12 protein-coding genes and 1 tRNA gene are annotated in these 16,605 nt (G+C 67.0%); 8 read left to right on the forward strand and 5 right to left on the reverse strand.

Features of this window, described 5'->3' with window-relative positions; genetic code table 11:
- Positions 1–514: 514 nt before the first annotated feature.
- The 5 genes from G447_RS0107110 to G447_RS0107130 all read left to right on the forward strand — a co-directional run bounded on the left by G447_RS0107110 (position 515) and on the right by G447_RS0107130 (position 7,069).
- Positions 515–1,885 (forward strand): NAD(P)/FAD-dependent oxidoreductase, encoded by a 1,371-nt coding sequence (locus G447_RS0107110; RefSeq protein ID WP_026430556.1) that lies wholly within the window; start codon positions 515–517, stop codon positions 1,883–1,885.
- A gap of 120 nt (positions 1,886–2,005) precedes the next feature.
- Entirely contained in the window at positions 2,006–5,077 is a 3,072-nt protein-coding gene (locus tag G447_RS11260) for a tetratricopeptide repeat protein (RefSeq protein WP_081697881.1), read from the forward strand.
- Positions 5,074–6,183 carry a tetratricopeptide repeat protein gene (locus tag G447_RS0107120; protein ID WP_026430557.1) on the forward strand — a complete coding sequence of 370 codons (1,110 nt, stop codon included), beginning with the start codon at positions 5,074–5,076 and terminating at the stop codon, positions 6,181–6,183. The genes G447_RS11260 and G447_RS0107120 overlap by 4 nt, the downstream gene beginning before the upstream one ends.
- Positions 6,180–6,533 carry a tetratricopeptide repeat protein gene (locus G447_RS0107125; protein WP_026430558.1) on the forward strand — a complete coding sequence of 118 codons (354 nt, stop codon included), beginning with the start codon at positions 6,180–6,182 and terminating at the stop codon, positions 6,531–6,533. Before G447_RS0107120 ends, G447_RS0107125 begins: the two co-directional genes overlap by 4 nt.
- Positions 6,530–7,069, forward strand: coding sequence for a very short patch repair endonuclease (locus tag G447_RS0107130; protein WP_026430559.1), 540 nt, complete (start codon positions 6,530–6,532; stop codon positions 7,067–7,069). Before G447_RS0107125 ends, G447_RS0107130 begins: the two co-directional genes overlap by 4 nt.
- Positions 7,070–7,334: 265 nt before the next feature.
- Here G447_RS0107130 and G447_RS0107135 read toward each other — a convergent pair whose 3' ends face one another.
- The 4 genes from G447_RS0107135 to G447_RS0107150 all read right to left on the reverse strand — a co-directional run bounded on the left by G447_RS0107135 (position 7,335) and on the right by G447_RS0107150 (position 9,200).
- On the reverse strand, positions 7,335–8,018 hold the full coding sequence (locus G447_RS0107135) for a uracil-DNA glycosylase family protein (protein ID WP_026430560.1): 684 nt from the start codon (positions 8,016–8,018) through the stop codon (positions 7,335–7,337).
- A gap of 186 nt (positions 8,019–8,204) precedes the next feature.
- Positions 8,205–8,278, reverse strand: a tRNA-Val gene (locus tag G447_RS0107140).
- Positions 8,279–8,298: 20 nt separating this feature from the next.
- On the reverse strand, positions 8,299–8,739 hold the full coding sequence (locus tag G447_RS11265) for a hypothetical protein (protein WP_243442331.1): 441 nt from the start codon (positions 8,737–8,739) through the stop codon (positions 8,299–8,301).
- A 62-nt stretch (positions 8,740–8,801) separates the two neighbouring features.
- Positions 8,802–9,200: a DUF3052 domain-containing protein gene (locus G447_RS0107150; RefSeq protein WP_005871210.1), complete on the reverse strand. Its 399-nt coding sequence runs from the start codon at positions 9,198–9,200 to the stop codon at positions 8,802–8,804.
- Between the two features lie 361 nt (positions 9,201–9,561).
- Here G447_RS0107150 and aceE point away from each other — a divergent pair, with 361 nt between their 5' ends.
- The 3 genes from aceE to G447_RS0107165 all read left to right on the forward strand — a co-directional run bounded on the left by aceE (position 9,562) and on the right by G447_RS0107165 (position 14,923).
- Positions 9,562–12,306, forward strand: coding sequence for a pyruvate dehydrogenase (acetyl-transferring), homodimeric type (gene aceE / locus G447_RS0107155; RefSeq protein ID WP_026430561.1), 2,745 nt, complete (start codon positions 9,562–9,564; stop codon positions 12,304–12,306).
- 188 nt (positions 12,307–12,494) lie between these two features.
- Positions 12,495–14,168 carry an Eco57I restriction-modification methylase domain-containing protein gene (locus tag G447_RS0107160; protein WP_026430562.1) on the forward strand — a complete coding sequence of 558 codons (1,674 nt, stop codon included), beginning with the start codon at positions 12,495–12,497 and terminating at the stop codon, positions 14,166–14,168.
- The gene (locus G447_RS0107165; protein WP_026430563.1) at positions 14,165–14,923 is read left to right on the forward strand and encodes a PaeR7I family type II restriction endonuclease; all 759 of its coding nucleotides are present in this window, start codon (positions 14,165–14,167) and stop codon (positions 14,921–14,923) included. The genes G447_RS0107160 and G447_RS0107165 overlap by 4 nt, the downstream gene beginning before the upstream one ends.
- A gap of 234 nt (positions 14,924–15,157) precedes the next feature.
- On the opposite strand, the gene aspA is transcribed toward G447_RS0107165, so the two are convergent.
- Complete coding sequence (gene aspA, locus G447_RS0107170; RefSeq protein ID WP_005871151.1) at positions 15,158–16,570, reverse strand: aspartate ammonia-lyase; 1,413 nt, start codon at positions 16,568–16,570, stop codon at positions 15,158–15,160.
- Positions 16,571–16,605: the final 35 nt, after the last annotated feature.

The following is a 16,605-nucleotide window of genomic DNA, read 5'->3' on the forward strand; positions in this document are numbered from 1 at the left end:
ATGAGGGCGGGGCCGCTCCCGGCTGCCGTGGCGCGCTCCTCCTCGGATGCCGCAGTTCGGGTCGGGGACGCACGGACGCATACCAGCGCCTGGACGGCACGCCGATGGACGTGCGGCAGTTCGGGTCGGGTACGCACGGACGCATACCAGCACGGCGAACTGGTCCAAAATGCGTCTGAGCTTCGCCGTGTTTTGGCAGCACCGGAGCGGAGTGTTCCAAAATGCGTCTCAGTTCGACGGTTTTGGGCAGATTTCACGGATTTCGGCCAGACTCAGACGCATTTTGGAACACCCACCCGCTGTGCCTACGGATCGGTGCGAGACTCAGACGCATTTTGGAACACTGGGGACTGCGGAGCCCCATATTCCCGAGGGCTCTGACCACCTGGGACGGGACGCGCTGCGCTACATCGGGGGCATCGGAGCAACCCGGCCCATACTGAGGGAGAGCTCACAACTCGGAGATGCATGGTTTCAGTACAATTTAGGCTGGCCTAACAAAGGAGAATGAGCTATGTCCCGCCACAGGATCGTCATCATCGGGTCGGGTTTCGCAGGACTCACCGCCGCGCGCCGCCTGAAGCGGGCAGACGCCGACATCACGATCCTGGCGCGGACCTCCCACCACTTGTTCCAGCCGCTGCTGTACCAGGTGGCCACGGGCATCCTCTCCGAAGGCGACATCGCGCCGACGACCCGGGAGATCCTCAAGCGCCAGAAGAACGTGACCGTCATGCAGGCCCTGGTCGACGGCATCGACGTCGAGGCGCGCGTCGTCAAGTGGCGCAACCACAATGACCGCTTTGAAACGCCCTACGACACGCTGATCGTGGCCGCGGGCGCCGGGCAGTCCTACTTCGGCAACGACCACTTCGCGGTGTTCGCGCCCGGCATGAAGACCATTGACGACGCCCTGGAGCTGAGGGCCCGCATTTTCGGGGCCTTCGAGCAGGCCGAGCAGGCCACCGACCCCGCCGTCGTCGAGCGCCTCCTCACCTTCGTGGTCGTGGGGGCGGGCCCCACAGGCGTGGAGATGGCCGGGCAGATCCGCGAGCTCGCCTCCAAAACCCTCAAAGGCGAGTTCCGCAATATCGACCCGGCCAAAGCGCGCGTCGTCCTGGTGGACGGGGCGTCGGCGCCACTGCCGCCCTTCGGCGAGAAACTGAGCGCCAAGACCCGCAAGTCCCTGGAGAAACTGGGCGTCGAGCTGTGCATGAACGCCTTCGTCACCGGCGTCGACGCCGACGGCGTCACCCTCAAACACAAGGACGGCACCACCGAGACCATCGCCTCCCAGTGCAAGGTGTGGGCGGCAGGCGTCCAGGCCAGCGAGCTCGGGAAACTGCTGGCCGACGCCACGGGCGCCGAGGTGGACCGCTCCGGGCGCGTCGTCGTCGGCAAGGACCTCACGCTGCCCGGCCACCCGGAGATCTTCGTGCTCGGCGACATGATGAGCGTGCCGGGTGTGCCCGGCGTCGCCCAGGGGGCAATCCAGTCGGCGCGCTTCGCCGCCAACACCGTGAAGACCCGCCTGCGGGGCCGCGCCCCCAAGCGCACAGAGTTCAGCTACTTCGACAAGGGCTCCATGGCGACCATCGCCCGTTTCAAGGCCGTCGTGAAGATGGGGCGACTGCACCTCACGGGCTTCACGGCGTGGGCGGCGTGGTGCTTCCTGCACCTGCTGTACATCGTCGGCTTCAAATCCCAGGTGGGCACCCTGGTCCACTGGTTCTTCAGCTTCGTGTCCGGCGCGCGCTCCCAGCGCACCACCACGAACCAGCAGATGGTGGGCCGCCTGGCCATGGGCCAGCTGGGCGTGGGCGCCTCCGGCAAACTCGTCGCGGGCGAGGACGTGGTCGAGGAGATCCTCGAGGCGCAGGAATAGCCAGGGCTACGGGGGCGGCGGGGCTGGCGCGGGACCGTGGGAGGCGAGGCGCCTGTGTTCGTTGGCTCCGCCCTCGACACCCCTCTTACATGTGCGGTGGGACACATGTAGGATGCGGGTATGGATCCTGTGCTCGTGTCGGTGGCTGGCCTTGGTGCGCCTGTGGTGAAGTTCCTTCTGCGCGCGTCGGGCCAGGATACGGGCGCCAGTCTTGTCGGCGATGCGCAGGAGGGGTTGGTGTTGTTGGCCCGGTTGAGGGGCCAGGTCAACGATAAGAACCACGCTGTCGCCAAGCGGATCGAGAAGACCGTGGCAGGCAGAGTGCGCGGCATGTACCAGAAGTGCCGCGACCAGGGCGTTGGCACTGAGTGCCTGGATGGCGTTGCCACTGAGGTTGAGAGGCTTCTTGGCCGGGTTGCAGCCGATGAATCTCTGGTTCTCGAGGCCGTGCGCTTCCCCGATGGGTTCGCTGACCTGCTCCACGACCTCGGTGACCCGATCCGAGCAGAGCTTTTCGAGTGGTCTGAGCCGTATTTCAATGAGATTGTCGACGCTGTGGCCGGTGAGTACATCAGGCTCGCGCCATGGTCGCCGAACTTCAAGATCGAGGCACTCAAGTACGTCATGGGCGCGCTCGACCGTATTGAGGAGGGCGTGGACGAGGTTCGGCTGGGCGTGAGCAAGGGGCTCGAGAACGATCAGGTTACGCACGGGAAGTTGGATGTGCTGTTGGCCAGATCGGATCCGTCGACGACAGTTGATGCGCGGCCGGGTCGGGTGTTGTTCGGCGGGCGTCCTGATGTGGCTTCGGGTTTCGTCGAGCGCGGGGAGCAGGGGCGGTTGCGTAGTCTCGTGATCGACGAGCGTCAGGGGCGGACGGTTTTGGTGGGGATGGCTGGGTGTGGGAAATCCCAGTTGGCGTCGGCCCTGGCGCAGTGGTGCGAGGAGGCCGGGTGGGGCGTTGTCGCATGGGTCAGCGCAGAGACGAAGGCGGCGGTCAAAAGCGACTTGGTGGAACTCGCGAACCGGCTGGGCATTGACACGAATGATAAGCCCACTGAGGATCAGATGATTCGGCGGTGCCTCGACCACTTGAAGTCCCCTGCCCTGGGCGACCGGCTCGTCATCTTCGACAACGTCGAGGACTTCGAAGATTTGGCGGATTTGGTTCCACAGGGGGCGGGGTTGCGGGTGGTGGCCACGGCCAGGAGTCGGGAGGCGTCGTCGGCGTGGGAGCCTGTGGAAGTGGAGGTTCTGCCGCGTCCTGACTCGATCGATCTTGTCCAGTCGATCATGGGCACACAGGACGAGAAGGCTGCGGATGCTGTGGCCGAGCGGCTCGGGGACCTTCCCCTCGCCCTTGCCCAGGCTGCCGAGACCGCCAGAAACAAGCGATGGTCGCTCCAGGAGTATCTCGTGCGGTTGGAGGCGTTCAGCAGTGACCGGGTGATCCGTCGTATTCCTGGCGATTCCTACGCTGATGATGTGTCCATCGCGCTGTTGATGGCCGCCGACTCCGCCCTCAGCCACCTCAAGGGCGACTCACGCGACGCGGCTCGCCGTCAGCTCGGGGCGCTCGCTGTGCTCGCCGAGTCGGGTGTGCCCACGCATTGGCTCGACCCGCGGGCGGATGCGGATAAGACCGACAGAGACGCGAACGCTCGCGATGATACTGCCGAGGACGCGCACCGCGCATTGACCGCACTCCTCAACGCGTCGGAAGTCCAGCAGTCCGCCGACGGGGGCGTGACCATGGTGCACCGGCTCCAGGCGCAGGTGCTACGTGAGAACTGGAACCCGGAGGAATGGACTGAGGCATTCGACGCGGCCGCGGGCCTACTGGGTCAAGTGAACATTGACAGGCTGCCGCGCAACAATGCGGAGGGCCGCCGACGGGAGACCCTCGATCTCATCGACCAGCTCCGCGCCATCGCCGCACAGGACTACTCGCACCCCTTGTTCGAGCGCGAACAGGTGAGGGTTTGCCTTCATCATGCTTTCAGACACGCGAACGACCTCGGCCTCCCGTATGAGGTTCTCACACTGCGCGATGCTGTGAGCGCCGTCGAGGACATCCTGGGCACCAACCAACCTGACACTCTGTCCTTCCACAACAATCTCGCCCTCGCTTACCAGAGGACAGGCCACATCTGCGCTGCCATTGCCGTGTTTGAGGACACCTTAACGCAATGCCGTGAAACCCTAGGGGCAGCACATCCCGTGACGCTCGCATCCCAGGGGCACCTGGCCGATGCCCTCCGTCAAGGAGACAGACTCAGCGAGGCTCTCATACTTCTCGAAGACACTCTCGCATATCATCGTGACATTCTGGGACCCACGCATACTGACACACTCGCATCCCAGACCAATCTTGCCCTTGCCTACCAGGATGCTGGCAGACTCGACGAAGCCATCGCCCTGGACAAGGACACGCTCACCATAAAACGTAAAGTCCTGGGCATTAGGCACCCCGCCACACTCGCATCCCAGGACAACCTTGCCCTTGCCTACCAGGCAGCGGGCAGATTCAATGAGGCCCTCGTCTTGCACGAAGACGCACTTGTGCAACACCGCAAAGTCCTCGGGCCCAACCACCCCGACACACTCATCTCCGCATACAACCTCGCCACCATCTATCGGATGACTGGCAAACTTGATCAAGCGATTCCCCTGTACGAAGACACCCTCATCCGGCGCCGCAAAGTCCTCGGGCCCAACCACCCCGACACACTCATCTCCGCATGCGACCTCGCCAACGCCTATTTTAGAAAAGGAAAACTTGAAAAGGCAATTCCTCTATACGAAGACACACTCAAGCGCCGTCGGACGGATTTAGGGGCGACCGACCCCGAGACGCTCAGATCCCAGAACAATCTTGCCGCCGCCTACCGAGCCGCAGGCAGACTCGCCAAGGCCATTGCCCTGCACGAAGATACTCTCACCCAGCTACGCAAAACCCTGGGAAACATACATCCGGACGCACTTGCTTCTCAATACAACCTCGCATACACCTACCAGGCGGCGGGCCGCCTCGACGACGCTCGTGCGCTGTTCAAAGACACACTCGAGGTGTGCGAAGAAGCCCTGAGCCCCGGCCACCCCCTCACCATCACGGTCCGGGAGAACCTCGAAACCCTTGAACGCGAAACGAACCCGGCCACCGCCTCGTCCCCCGAATCGAGTGAGGAATGAACGCCGCAGACCCCGCTGCCCAGCGGAACGCCCGCGCGCACCGGTACTTGGAGGAAGGCAGGGGTGACCTCGCGATCCCCCTGTTCGAGGACGAACTCGCCCACAGGCGGGAAGCCCTGGGGCCCGACCACCCCGACACGCTCACCGCGCAGAGCAACCTCGCCACCGCCTACCAGGCGGCGGGCGCGCTCGATGAGGCCATCGCCCTGTACGGCGGCGCCCTCGCGCTGAGCCGCGAGGCGCTGGGCCAGGCGCACCCCGACACCCTCGCGACGCAATCGAACCTCGCGACCGTGTACCTCGACGCGGGCCGCCTCGACGAGGCCACTACTCTCCTGGAGGGCACCCTCGCCAAACGCCGCGCGACCCTTGGGCTCACCGACCCCGATACGGTCGCCTCCCAGGGACTCCTCGCCACCGCGTACCTGGATGCGGGCAGGCTCGGCGAGGCCACCGCCCTGCTGGAGGACACCCTCGCCCAGCACCGCGCCCTCCTGGGACCCGCGCACCCGGACACGCTCACCTCCCAAAGCATCCTGGCGGGCGCCTACCTGGAGGCGGGCCGCCTGGACGAGGCCATTGCCCTGCACGAGCAGACCCTCGGGCGACGCCGCGAGACCCTGGGGCCCGACCACCCCAGCACCCTCACGTCCCAGGGCGGCCTCGCCGCCGCCCACGTGAAAGCAGGAGCATTCGACCGGGCGATCCCACTGCTCGAAGACGCCCTCACCCGGCTCCGCGCAGCGCTGGGCGCCGCACACCCCGACGCCCTCACCTGCCAGGCCAACCTGGCCACCGCCTACCGGAAGGCCGGAAGGCTCAACGAGGCCATCGCCCTGCTGGAGGACGCGCTCGCCCAGCACCGCGCGCTACTGGGACCCGCGCACCCCGGCACACTCACCGTCCAAGCCAATCTGGCCAACGCCTACCGGAAAGCGGGCCGCCTGGGCGAGGCGATCCCCCTGTACGAAGCGGCGCTCAAAACCTCCGAAGACGCCCTTGGCCCCGACCACCCCCTCACCGCCAACATCCGGCGCGACCTCGAATCCGCCAGACGGGCAGCGTCCCCGGCCCCCTCCTCGTCCCCCGAATCGAGTGAAGAATGAACGACGCAGACCCCATCGCAGAGCGCAACGCCCTGGCCCGCCGATACCAGGCCCGGGGAGAGTTCGATCAGGCCATCGCCCTGTTCGAGACGAACCTCCGCGAGCGCGCGGACCTGCGCGGAGCCGACAGCGCCGACACGCTGGCGGCCCGCAATGGCCTGGCGGCGGCCCACCAGCAGGCGGGTCGGCCCGCCGACGCCATCCCCCTGCTGGAGAGAGGCCTTGACGCGGTGCTCCGCTCTTCGGGACCCGACCACCCCTACGCGCCGGTCGCCCGCGCCAACCTGGCCGCCGCCTACCGAGCGGCCGGGCGGGACGCGGAGGCCCTGAACTCGCCAGAGGAAGGATGAGCGGCGGGGACGGTGGGGGCTCGTGGGCGTCCAGCGAGGCGACGGCGCGCTCGATGCGCTCCAACACGCGCCGCGACACGGCTCCTGAGCTGGCGATCCGCCGCCTCCTGCACGCCCGGGGCTACCGGTACCGCGTGGACTTCGCGCCGTGGCCCAACAAGCGGCGGCGCGCGGACATCGTGTTCACGCGCCTCAAGGTCGCCGTGTTCGTCGACGGGTGCTTCTGGCACGCCTGCCCGGAGCACTCGCGCGTCCCCCGCACCAACCGCGAGTACTGGGAAGCGAAGCTCAAGCGGAACGCCCGGCGCGACCTCGACACCACGTCCATGTGCCAAGAGGAGGGGTGGACCGTGCTGAGGATCTGGGAGCACGTGCCCGCCGACGAGGCGGTCGCCATGATCGTCAAGGCGCTGGTGGCGGCTTCGGGCGCCGACGGGCTGACGGGTGATGGGGCTGAGTCGGAAGGTTCCGCCACAAAGTCGGAAGGCGCCGACGAGCAGCCAGACAGCGCTGACGCGGAACCGGCAGGCGGCTGACCGGCGGGAGGCGGTCGGCGGGCGGCTGACGGGCAGTCGACGGGTGGCGCACGCAGGCACCGCGTCACTGATCGCACGCAAGGACCCCGGATTACGCAACATGCTGCGCACACAACGGCTTGATTCCAACGATCTCCGCCTGGCTGTGTTACGTAAATCCGAGCCTTGTGTGCGGAACACGGGGAGCGGGTGGCTTCCCCGAGTTTAGCGGCCACGCCGCCGAACCCGGGGAAGCCCGGAACACGGGTAACGGCCGAGGACCGGGCTACCCGGTCCCCCCGCGTCCCTGTGCGCCCGGGCCGCCGGTCGGCGGCGACGGCGAATCGGAGGGCTCCGCGTCCCCCAGCGCCCGGGCCACCGCCTCGCGCAGCAGGGGCACGGTCTCCCGCTCGAACCACGGGTTGCGTTTGCGCCAGCCGATATTGAGGGGCGAGGGGTGGACCAGGGGGAAGAATCCGTCCGGCGCTCCGGCGGCGTTCGCCACGGTCTCGGTCAAGGTCCGCCCCGCCCAGTTCCCCAGGTAGTAGCGCTGCGCGTAGGCGCCGACGAGGATGGTGAGGCGCACCCGCGGCATGAGGGCCAGGAGCCTGGGGTGCCACGTGGGCGCGAAGTCCTTGCGGGGCGGCAGGTCACCGTGCGGGCCCTTGCCGGGGTAGTAGAAGTCCATAGGCATCAGGGCGAACAGGTCCGGGTCGTAGAACTGCTGGTCCGTGACGGCGAGCCACTGCCGCAGCAGGCGCCCGCTGGCGTCGTTCCAGGGCTTGAGGGTCTGCTGGGCGATCCTGCCCGGCGCTTGGCCGACCAGCACGATCCGCGATCTGGCGGACGCCGTGTAGACGGGCGGCCAGCCTTTGGCGCGCATCCCCGCGTTCTCCGCCGCTGCGTTGATCTGGTCGAAGAGCAGGGGCCCGGCTCCGCTGTCCCCCGTCGTCTGATCGGTGATGCTCATACGCCCCACAGTACCCGGGGCGCGTGGGAGGCGATGTGCGCGGCGGACTGCCCGGAGGCAGTGGCGACGCGCTATCCGGCCCTACTCGCTCTGTCCGCGCGCTCCACTAGATCGAGCGCTCATCCAGAGTGTCCACGGCAGAGTGCCTATGGAGAAGCGGCGCACCCTGTGGGCGCGCCGCCTGGGTGGGCCCTACCGGGTTCGAACCGATGACCTTCTGGGTGTAAACCAGATGCTCTAGCCGACTGAGCTAAAGGCCCCATATGCGCTGACCAGCTTATCAGGAACTCGGCCAGCGGGCGGGGTCCGCCTGCCCCTCCCCCATCCCGATCTCTATGGGCTCGCCGGGATACAGATCCGCCAGCGCGTAGCCTATGCCCGCGTGGTCGAAGGCGCGCCGCACAGCCGCTCCGGCCCACGCGGAGCGCTCGTCCGCGCCCGGGTGGGCGAGGACGACCAGTGGCATCCCCAGGGCGCGCGCCCCTTCCACGAGTCCGTCCGCAGTGAGCGGCGGCTCCGTTTCCCCGTGGTCCCCCACGGCCCCCGAGCGGACGACGGCCACCCATAGCGGCCCCATCACTGTCGCGGATTCGCGCATCATGTCCACGGTCGTCCTGCCTGCGGCAATGTGGATCGCGCACGCTTCGGCGTTGATCCAAAAACCGCTGACCCACTGTTCCTCGGCGGCACCGGCGGAGGGCGTGACAGCCCAGATGAGCACGGCGTCGGAGACGACGGCCTCCGCGTTCTCCTCGAAGGTCCGCTTTCGGAGGCGGGCGCGCCCTACCGTTGGCGGGGGCGGGCGGTCAGGCGGATGCCTGCCCACCGGTTGCCCACGGACGCGGCCGTCGTCGAGTGCAGGCCGGCGATAGTGGCGGCGTCCTCCACGTCGGCGACGGGCAGGGAGCCCGTGCGGCCCGGCTTGGGGATGAGGACCCAGATGAGCCCGCCGTCGTCCAGATTGCTCAGGGCGTCCACGAGGACATCCGCGAGGTCCTCCTCCTCGGCGTCGTCGGCGCGCCACCAGACGATCGCGCCGTCGACGACGTCGCCGTAATCGACGTCGACCAGTTGTTCCGCCGTCGAAGCCTCCACCGCCTCGCGCAACTGCTGGTCCACGTCATCATCGACGTAGAACTCCTGGATGATCTGCCCTCTCGTGAATCCCAGGTTCATCGGCATGTCGGAGCACCGCCGTCCACGGACGCGGCGCTGAGCGCTGCTTCAAATATCACCTCTTCATACTAGGACATGCCCGCAGCCCTGGGGCAAGCCCAGCCGTTCCACCCGGTCGGGCGGGCGCACCGGACGAAAGCGGCTAAGCCGCAGTTCGCGCGGAGCCCGCCCTGACCGATCGGCAAACAACGGGCACCGGCCCCGACTCAAAATGAGTTGATTCTCATGGCGAGTCTGGATGAAGGAACGCTCGCAATTCCACACGCACAGTGGGACAATGGTCCCGATATGCGATGGTGCCGTGGCGCGCCGACGCGGGTACGAACGCGCTGCGCGAGCAGCATCCAACACAGCTGGAAGGTGAGCCGTGAGCCAACTCCATGAGAGCCATCCCGTCGTCAACGGGCTGATCCCCCAGGTACCCGACAACGACCCCCAGGAGACCCGCGAGTGGGTTGAGTCCCTGTCGGGGCTCATCAACGAGAAGGGCGGCCCCCGCGCCCGCTACGTCCTGCTGCACATGCTCGACGAGGCGCGCCGCAACGGAGTGCAGCTGCCCCAGGAGTACACGACCCCCTACATCAACACGATCCCCGTCGACCAGGAGCCCTACTTCCCCGGCGACGAGGCGATGGAGCGCCAGTACCGGCGTTGGATCCGCTGGAACGCCGCCGTCCAGGTGACGCGCGCCCAGCGCCCCGGCGTCAAGGTCGGCGGGCACATCTCGTCCTACGCCTCGGTGTCCACCCTCTACGAGGTGGGCCTCAACCACTTCTTCCGCGGCAAGGACCACCCCGGTGGCGGCGACCACGTGTTCTTCCAGGGGCACGCCTCGCCCGGCCCCTACGCGCGCGCTTTCCTGGAGGGCCGCCTGTCCCAGGAGGAGATGGACGGCTTCCGCCAGCAGGCCTCCACCCGCCAAGGCCTGCCTTCTTACCCGCACCCCCGCCAACTGCCCGGCTTCTGGGAGTACCCCACGGTCTCCCTCGGCCTGGGCCCCGCCGAGGGCATCTACCAGGCGTGGTTCGACCGCTACCTGCACTTGGGCGGCATCAAGGACACCTCCCAGCAGCACACGTGGGTGTTCCTCGGCGACGGCGAGATGGACGAGCCCGAGTCGCGGGGAATGCTGCAGCTGGCCGCCCAGCAGCGCCTGGACAACCTCACCTTCGTCATCAACTGCAACCTGCAGCGCCTCGACGGGCCCGTGCGCGGCAACGGCAAGATCATCCAGGAGCTCGAGGCGTTCTTCAAGGGTGCCGGCTGGAACGTCATCAAAGTCATCTGGGGGCGTGGCTGGGACCAGTTGCTCGCAGCCGACAAGGACGACGCCCTGGTCCACCTGATGAACGAGACGCTCGACGGCGACTACCAGACCTTCAAGGCCAACGACGGCGCCTACGTGCGCGAGCACTTCTTCGGGCGCGACCCGCGCACCAAGGAGCTGGTGCGGAACTGGACCGACGAGCAGATCTGGGGGCTCAAGCGCGGCGGGCACGACTACCGCAAGGTCTACGCCGCCTACAAGGCCGCCATGGAGCACACCGGCCAGCCCACCGTCATCCTGGCGCACACGATCAAGGGCTACGCGCTGGGCAGCCACTTCGCTGGCCGCAACTCGACGCACCAGATGAAGAAGCTGACCGTCGAGGACGCCAAGCAGCTGCGCGACCGCCTGCAGATCCCCATCACCGACGAGGAGCTGGAGCGCGACCCCTACCAGCCGCCCTACTACATGCCCCCCGCCGACCACCCCGCCCTGCAGTACATGAAGGAGCGCCGCGAGGTGCTGGGCGGGTGGGTGCCCGAGCGCCGCGCCGACCGCCAGCCCAAGCTGCCCCCCTTGCCCACACGCCCCTTCGAGGCGCTGTCGAAGGGTTCGGGCAAGCTGGAGGTCGCCTCGACGATGGCCCTGGTGCGCCTCATCAAGGACCTCATGAAGGACAAGTCGGTCGGCAGGTACTTCGTGCCGATCATCCCCGACGAGGCGCGGACTTTCGGCCTGGACGCGATCTTCCCGTCAGCGAAGATCTTCAACACGACCGGCCAGTCGTACACGCCCGTGGACGCGGACATGATGCTGTCCTACCGGGAGTCCGAGCACGGCCGGATCCTGCACACCGGGATCACCGAGGCGGGGTCGGCGGCCGCCTTCCAGGTGGTGGGCACCGCCTACGCCACGCACGGCCTGCCGATGGTGCCGATCTACATCTTCTACTCGATGTTCGGCTTCCAGCGCACCGGCGACCAGTTCTGGGCGGCGGGCGACCAGCTCTCCAAAGGTTTCGTCATCGGCGCCACCGCCGGGCGCACCACCCTGGCCGGTGAGGGCCTGCAGCACATGGACGGCCACTCGCACGTGCTGGCGGCCACCAACCACGCCTTCGTCAACTACGACCCGGCCTACGCCTACGAGATCCGCCACATCATGGCGGACGGCCTGCAGCGCATGTACGGGGACGCCGGCGGGCGCGACCCGAACGTCATGTACTACATCACGGTGTACAACGAGCCGATCCACCAGCCCACCGAGCCCGCGGGCCTCGATGTGGAGGGCGTCGTCAAGGGCATCTACAAGCTCGACGGGCACACCGGCTCCGGCGGCCCCAAGGCGCAGCTGCTCGCCTCGGGCGTGGGCGTGCCGTGGGCGCGCGAGGCCCGGCGCCTGCTGGCCGAGGACTGGGGCGTGGACGCCGCCGTGTGGTCGGTGACCTCGTGGTCCGAGCTGCGCCGCGACGGCCTGGAGGCCGACGAGCACAACTTCCTGCACCCCGAGGCTCAGCCGCGCACGCCGTTCGTCGCCGAGCGCCTGGCGGGCGCCGAGGGCCCCTTCGTGGCCTCCTCGGACTTCGACAAGATGCTGCCCGACCAGATCCGCCAGTGGGTGCCCGGCGACTACCACGTGCTCGGCGCCGACGGCTTCGGATTCTCCGACACGCGCCGCGCTGCCCGCCGCTGGTACCACATCGACGCCGAGTCCATGGTGGTGCGCACCCTGGCGGCCCTGGCCTCGCGCGGCCAGGTGGCCCCCTCCGCCGTGCGGGCGGCCATCGACAAGTACGACCTGTTCAACTGCGCGGTCCCCGGCTCCGACCACGCGGGCGAGGACTGATCCGGGCGCGTCTGGCCCGGGTAGTACGCGGGAAGTCGGGCAGCACCAACCAGCGCTGACCCGCGCGTGTCCGGGCGCGGCTGAGGTGGGCCAGCGCCGCCGCTCCGACTGACGGGGAACGAGGCCGGGCCCCTGCGGGGGCTCCGGCCTCCACCGCACGTGCGCACCCTCCATGGAAGAATGAGGACATGACGACGGACAGTGCGAGCCTCACCGACCCGAACCCGCCCGGATCCCTCGGCGGCGAGAAACAACGGGGAGCGGTCTTCACAGCACCCGCAGTCGTCGACTTCATGCTGGACCTCATCGGATACCGCCAAGACGCGCCCCTCGCCTCACGCAGGATTCTGGAGCCGTCTTTCGGCGGCGGCGTTTTCCTCCTCCGAATCGTGGAAAGGCTGTTGTCGAGCCACCATTCGCATGGTGGGAAGAGCGCAGAATCCCTTGAACCGTGCGTCCGCGCGGTTGAAATGGACCACTCGACCTTCACCGCGACCCGTCGGTGTCTTCGTGAGACCATCCAGGAACACGGATTCACACCGGCCGAGGCGGATCTGTTGCTCGATAGTTGGCTCATTGAAGGAGACTTTCTCACAGTCCCCTTGAACGGCGCATTCGATTACGTGGTGGGCAACCCTCCGTACATCCGCCAGGAGGCCCTCGATCCCGCAGCGCTCGCCCTCTACCGCCGCAGATACAGGACTATGATCGGACGCGCTGACATCTACGTCCCCTTTTTCGAGCGGTCGTTGTCCCTGTTGTCGCCTTCCGGGACATTGTCCTTCATCTGCTCCGATTCGTGGGTGAAGAACGCCTACGGGCGCGAACTACGAGCCTTGATCGCCCACGAGTACGGCATGGACGCGTATTTCGACATGTACATGCTCCCCGCGTTCGAGAAGTCCGTTGGGGCATACACATCGATCACCCGTATTCGGCGCTCCCCGGTGCTCCGCACCCTGGTGGCGCAAATCGAGTCCATCGAGGACGCCTACCTCCAAGATGTCGCGCGCGCGGCCGATACTCCGGAGCGAAGCGACCCTCGCCTAGCACCATTGCCAACTCCGGCTGGCTCATCACCGTGGCTGCTGTCCCCGGATCCTGCGCAGACCGTTATCCGCAGACTGGAAGACGCGTTCCCCACTCTTGAGGACGCCGGTTGCAGGATCGGGATCGGTGTCGCGACTGGAGCTGACAGAGTCTTCATCGGGCGACTCGACGCGCTGGACGTTGAAGATGACCGGAAACTCCCATTGGCCACTGGGAAAGACATCGTCAACGGGGCCCTGGCGTGGGATGGCCGCGGGATCATCAACCCGTGGGCCGACGACGGCTCATTGGTCGATCTTTCGCAATACCCCCGCCTTGGCGCGTATTTGCGGAGATTCTGGCATCCCCTCGCCAAGAGGCACACCGCGAAACGAGATCCGCAGCGTTTGTGGTACCGGACCATTGACCGCATCGTTCCCTCCCTGACCACGACTCCGAAACTGCTCATACCCGACATCCGGGACAACGCGGATTCCATCGCCTACGATGCTGGAACCGTTTATCCCCATCACGGCTTGTACCACATCACTTCCACTTCGTGGGACCTGCGCGCGCTGCGCGCGATCCTGTGCAGCGGGCTCGCCGCGCTCGTCGTACGCGCCTACTCGACCAAACTCGGCGGAGGGTACTTCCGGTTCCAGGCGCAGAACCTCCGCCGCATACACCTGCCCGCTTGGGACAGCCTGGAAACACGGACACGCCGCGAGCTCAGCCGCGTGGGCAGACTCGGTGGAATCGCGGACAGCAGACTCCTCGCTGAAGCGCTGGGCATCACAGAATCGGAGAGCAAGACCATCAAGAGGGCGGCATGAGCAGCACCGACCAAGTGACGGCCGCCGTGCGGGAGGCCGTCCGTCACTTCTGGACCGCACGCCAGGACGCGGGTGCGCGTCAAGCACTGCGCGGAGACGCCGACCGGGGTGGTCGTGGCCAAGTGACCGCTGGCAAGAACATGGATGGGTTCGTCCGTCTGATCCGCGACGTCGTGCCCCGAGCAGGGCTTCCCAAGGACTCGGTGTTGGTGGAACGCCGCGCAGTGACGCTGCCGGGCTTCTTCCGTCCCTCGAAGAGCTGGGATGTCACAGTAGTCCACCGGGGCGCCCTACTGGCGGTGATCGAGTTCAAAAGCCAAGCCGGCACGTCCATGGGGAACAACTTCAACAACCGCTCTGAGGAAGCCGTTGGCTCGGCGTACGATCTTCGCTGCGCCTACGACGAGGGCTTACTCGGCCAGATCGATCCGCCTTTCATTGGTTGGTTCATGTTCGTCGAGGAGAACAGCGCCTCCACACGGCCCCACAGGGATGGCACTCAGTACTTGTTTGAAATAGATCATATTATGCGGCGCGGTTCCTATATCGACCGCTACGTCGAACTCTGCCAACGATTGACGGCGACGGGGCTCTACACCTCGTGCGCGCTGGTTTCGGCCCCCGCGTCGTCCGTCACGAGCGGAGATTTCACCGTCCACTCCGACGACACCTCACCGCAGCAGTTCCTCGACGCGCTCGAAGCACATCTCACCCGGGCAGTACGCGGGAAGCCGGGCAGCGCTCACCAGCGCTGACCCGCGCGTGTCCGGGAACGGCTGAGATGGGCCAGCGCCGCCGCTCCGACTGACGGGGAACGAGGCCGGGGCCCCTGCGGGGGCTCCGGCCTCCACCGTGTGCGGGGGCGTCATGGCAGACTCCCAACAGACCGCCTCCGCCCAGCCGGCCTCCGCGGTGTGCGGGGACGCGCGTCAGACAGACGCAGGGTCGAGGGAGCGCCTTCCCGGCCCCGGCCGCACGCGCGCCCGGGCTCAGTCCTCCGTTGCCCCCGCGTACTTGGGGTGTGCCAGGTTCTCCGGGGACAGGATGCGCTCGACCTCGTCCTGCGCAAGCAGTTGCATGTCGTGGATCACCTCGCGCACGGTCTTGCCCTCGTCGGCGGCCCGCTTCCCGACTACGTCGCCCAGGTGGTGGCCGATGACGTCGTTGAAGTAGGTGACGATGCCGATGGAGTTCTCCACGTAGCCGCGGCACACCGCCTCGTTCGCAGTGATCCCCTCCACGCAGCGCAGGCGCAGCGTGTCGCAGGCGTTGACCAGCAGGTTGATGGACTCGAAGATCGCCTGGGCGATCACCGGTTCCATGACGTTGAGCTGCAGCTGCCCGGCCTCCGAGGCCATCGTAACGACGTGGTCGTTGCCGATGACCTTGAAGCACACCTGGTTGACGACCTCGGGGATCACGGGGTTGACCTTCGCGGGCATGATCGACGAACCCGCCGCCATCTTCGGCAGGTTGATCTCATTGAGGCCAGCGCGCGGCCCCGACGCCAAGAGCCGCAGGTCGTTGCAGATCTTCGACAGCTTCGCCGCGGAGCGCTTGATGGTGGCGTGCATGGACACGTAGGCGCCCGTGTCGCTGGTGGCTTCCAGCAGGTCCGGCGAGGCCACCACGCGGGCGCCAGTGATGCGGCGCAGGTGGCGCACGACCGACTCCTGGTAGCCCTCGGGGGTGTTCAGGCCCGTTCCGATCGCGGTTGCCCCCAAGTTCGTCTCCAGCAGCAGCTCCGCGTTGTTGTCGAGGCGTTCGTCCTCCTCGCGCAGCGTGTGGGCGAAGGCAGTCATCTCCGCGCCGAGGGATACCGGCACCGCGTCCTGGAGCTGCGTGCGCCCCATGGTGAGGATGCGGCGGAACTCCCCGCCCTTCTCCTCGAAGGCGTCGGCGAGCTCGTCCAGGGCCTTGCGCAGGCGGTTCACCTTGCGCCACAGGGCGATGCGGAACGCCGTGGGGTAGGCGTCGTTCGTGGACTGGGAGCGGTTGACGTGGTCATTGGGGTGGATGACCGAGTAGTTGCCCTTCTCCTCGCCGAGGATCTCGAGGGCGAGATTGGCGATGACCTCGTTGGCGTTCATATTGACTGAGGTGCCCGCACCGCCCTGGAACTGGTCGACCGGGAACTGGTCGAGGCACTTCCCGTTCTCGATGATCTCGTCGCATGCCGCGATGATCGCCTCGGCCTTCACGGGCTTCATCGCCTTGAGCTGCATGTTGGCCATCGCGCAGGCCTTCTTCACCTCTGCGAAGGCGCGGATGAGTTCGGGCGCCTCGTTGATGGTGCGCCCGGAGATCCTGTAGTTCTCCGTGGCGCGCAGCGTGTGGATCCCCCAGTACGCGTCTTCGGGGACTTCACGGGTGCCGAGCAGATCTTCTTCGGTGCGGGTCAACAGTGTTCCTTCCAACGAGGGCGCTCCGTGGCACG

Source organism: Schaalia georgiae DSM 6843 (genome assembly GCF_000429245.1).
GTDB classification, from domain to species: Bacteria; Actinomycetota; Actinomycetes; order Actinomycetales; family Actinomycetaceae; genus Pauljensenia; species Pauljensenia georgiae.

Bases quoted from the DNA above. Each gene is read 5' to 3' on its own strand.
- G447_RS0107120 (WP_026430557.1), top strand. From the start codon at position 5,074: ATGAACGCCGCAGACCCCGCTGCCCAGCGGAACGCCCGCGCGCACCGG.
- G447_RS0107135 (WP_026430560.1), bottom strand. From the start codon at position 8,018: ATGAGCATCACCGATCAGACGACGGGGGACAGCGGAGCCGGGCCCCTG.
- G447_RS0107165 (WP_026430563.1), top strand. From the start codon at position 14,165: ATGAGCAGCACCGACCAAGTGACGGCCGCCGTGCGGGAGGCCGTCCGT.
- G447_RS0107150 (WP_005871210.1), bottom strand. From the start codon at position 9,200: ATGCCGATGAACCTGGGATTCACGAGAGGGCAGATCATCCAGGAGTTC.
- G447_RS0107125 (WP_026430558.1), top strand. From the start codon at position 6,180: ATGAACGACGCAGACCCCATCGCAGAGCGCAACGCCCTGGCCCGCCGA.
- G447_RS0107160 (WP_026430562.1), top strand. From the start codon at position 12,495: ATGACGACGGACAGTGCGAGCCTCACCGACCCGAACCCGCCCGGATCC.
- G447_RS11260 (WP_081697881.1), top strand. From the start codon at position 2,006: ATGGATCCTGTGCTCGTGTCGGTGGCTGGCCTTGGTGCGCCTGTGGTG.
- G447_RS0107130 (WP_026430559.1), top strand. From the start codon at position 6,530: ATGAGCGGCGGGGACGGTGGGGGCTCGTGGGCGTCCAGCGAGGCGACG.
- G447_RS0107110 (WP_026430556.1), top strand. From the start codon at position 515: ATGTCCCGCCACAGGATCGTCATCATCGGGTCGGGTTTCGCAGGACTC.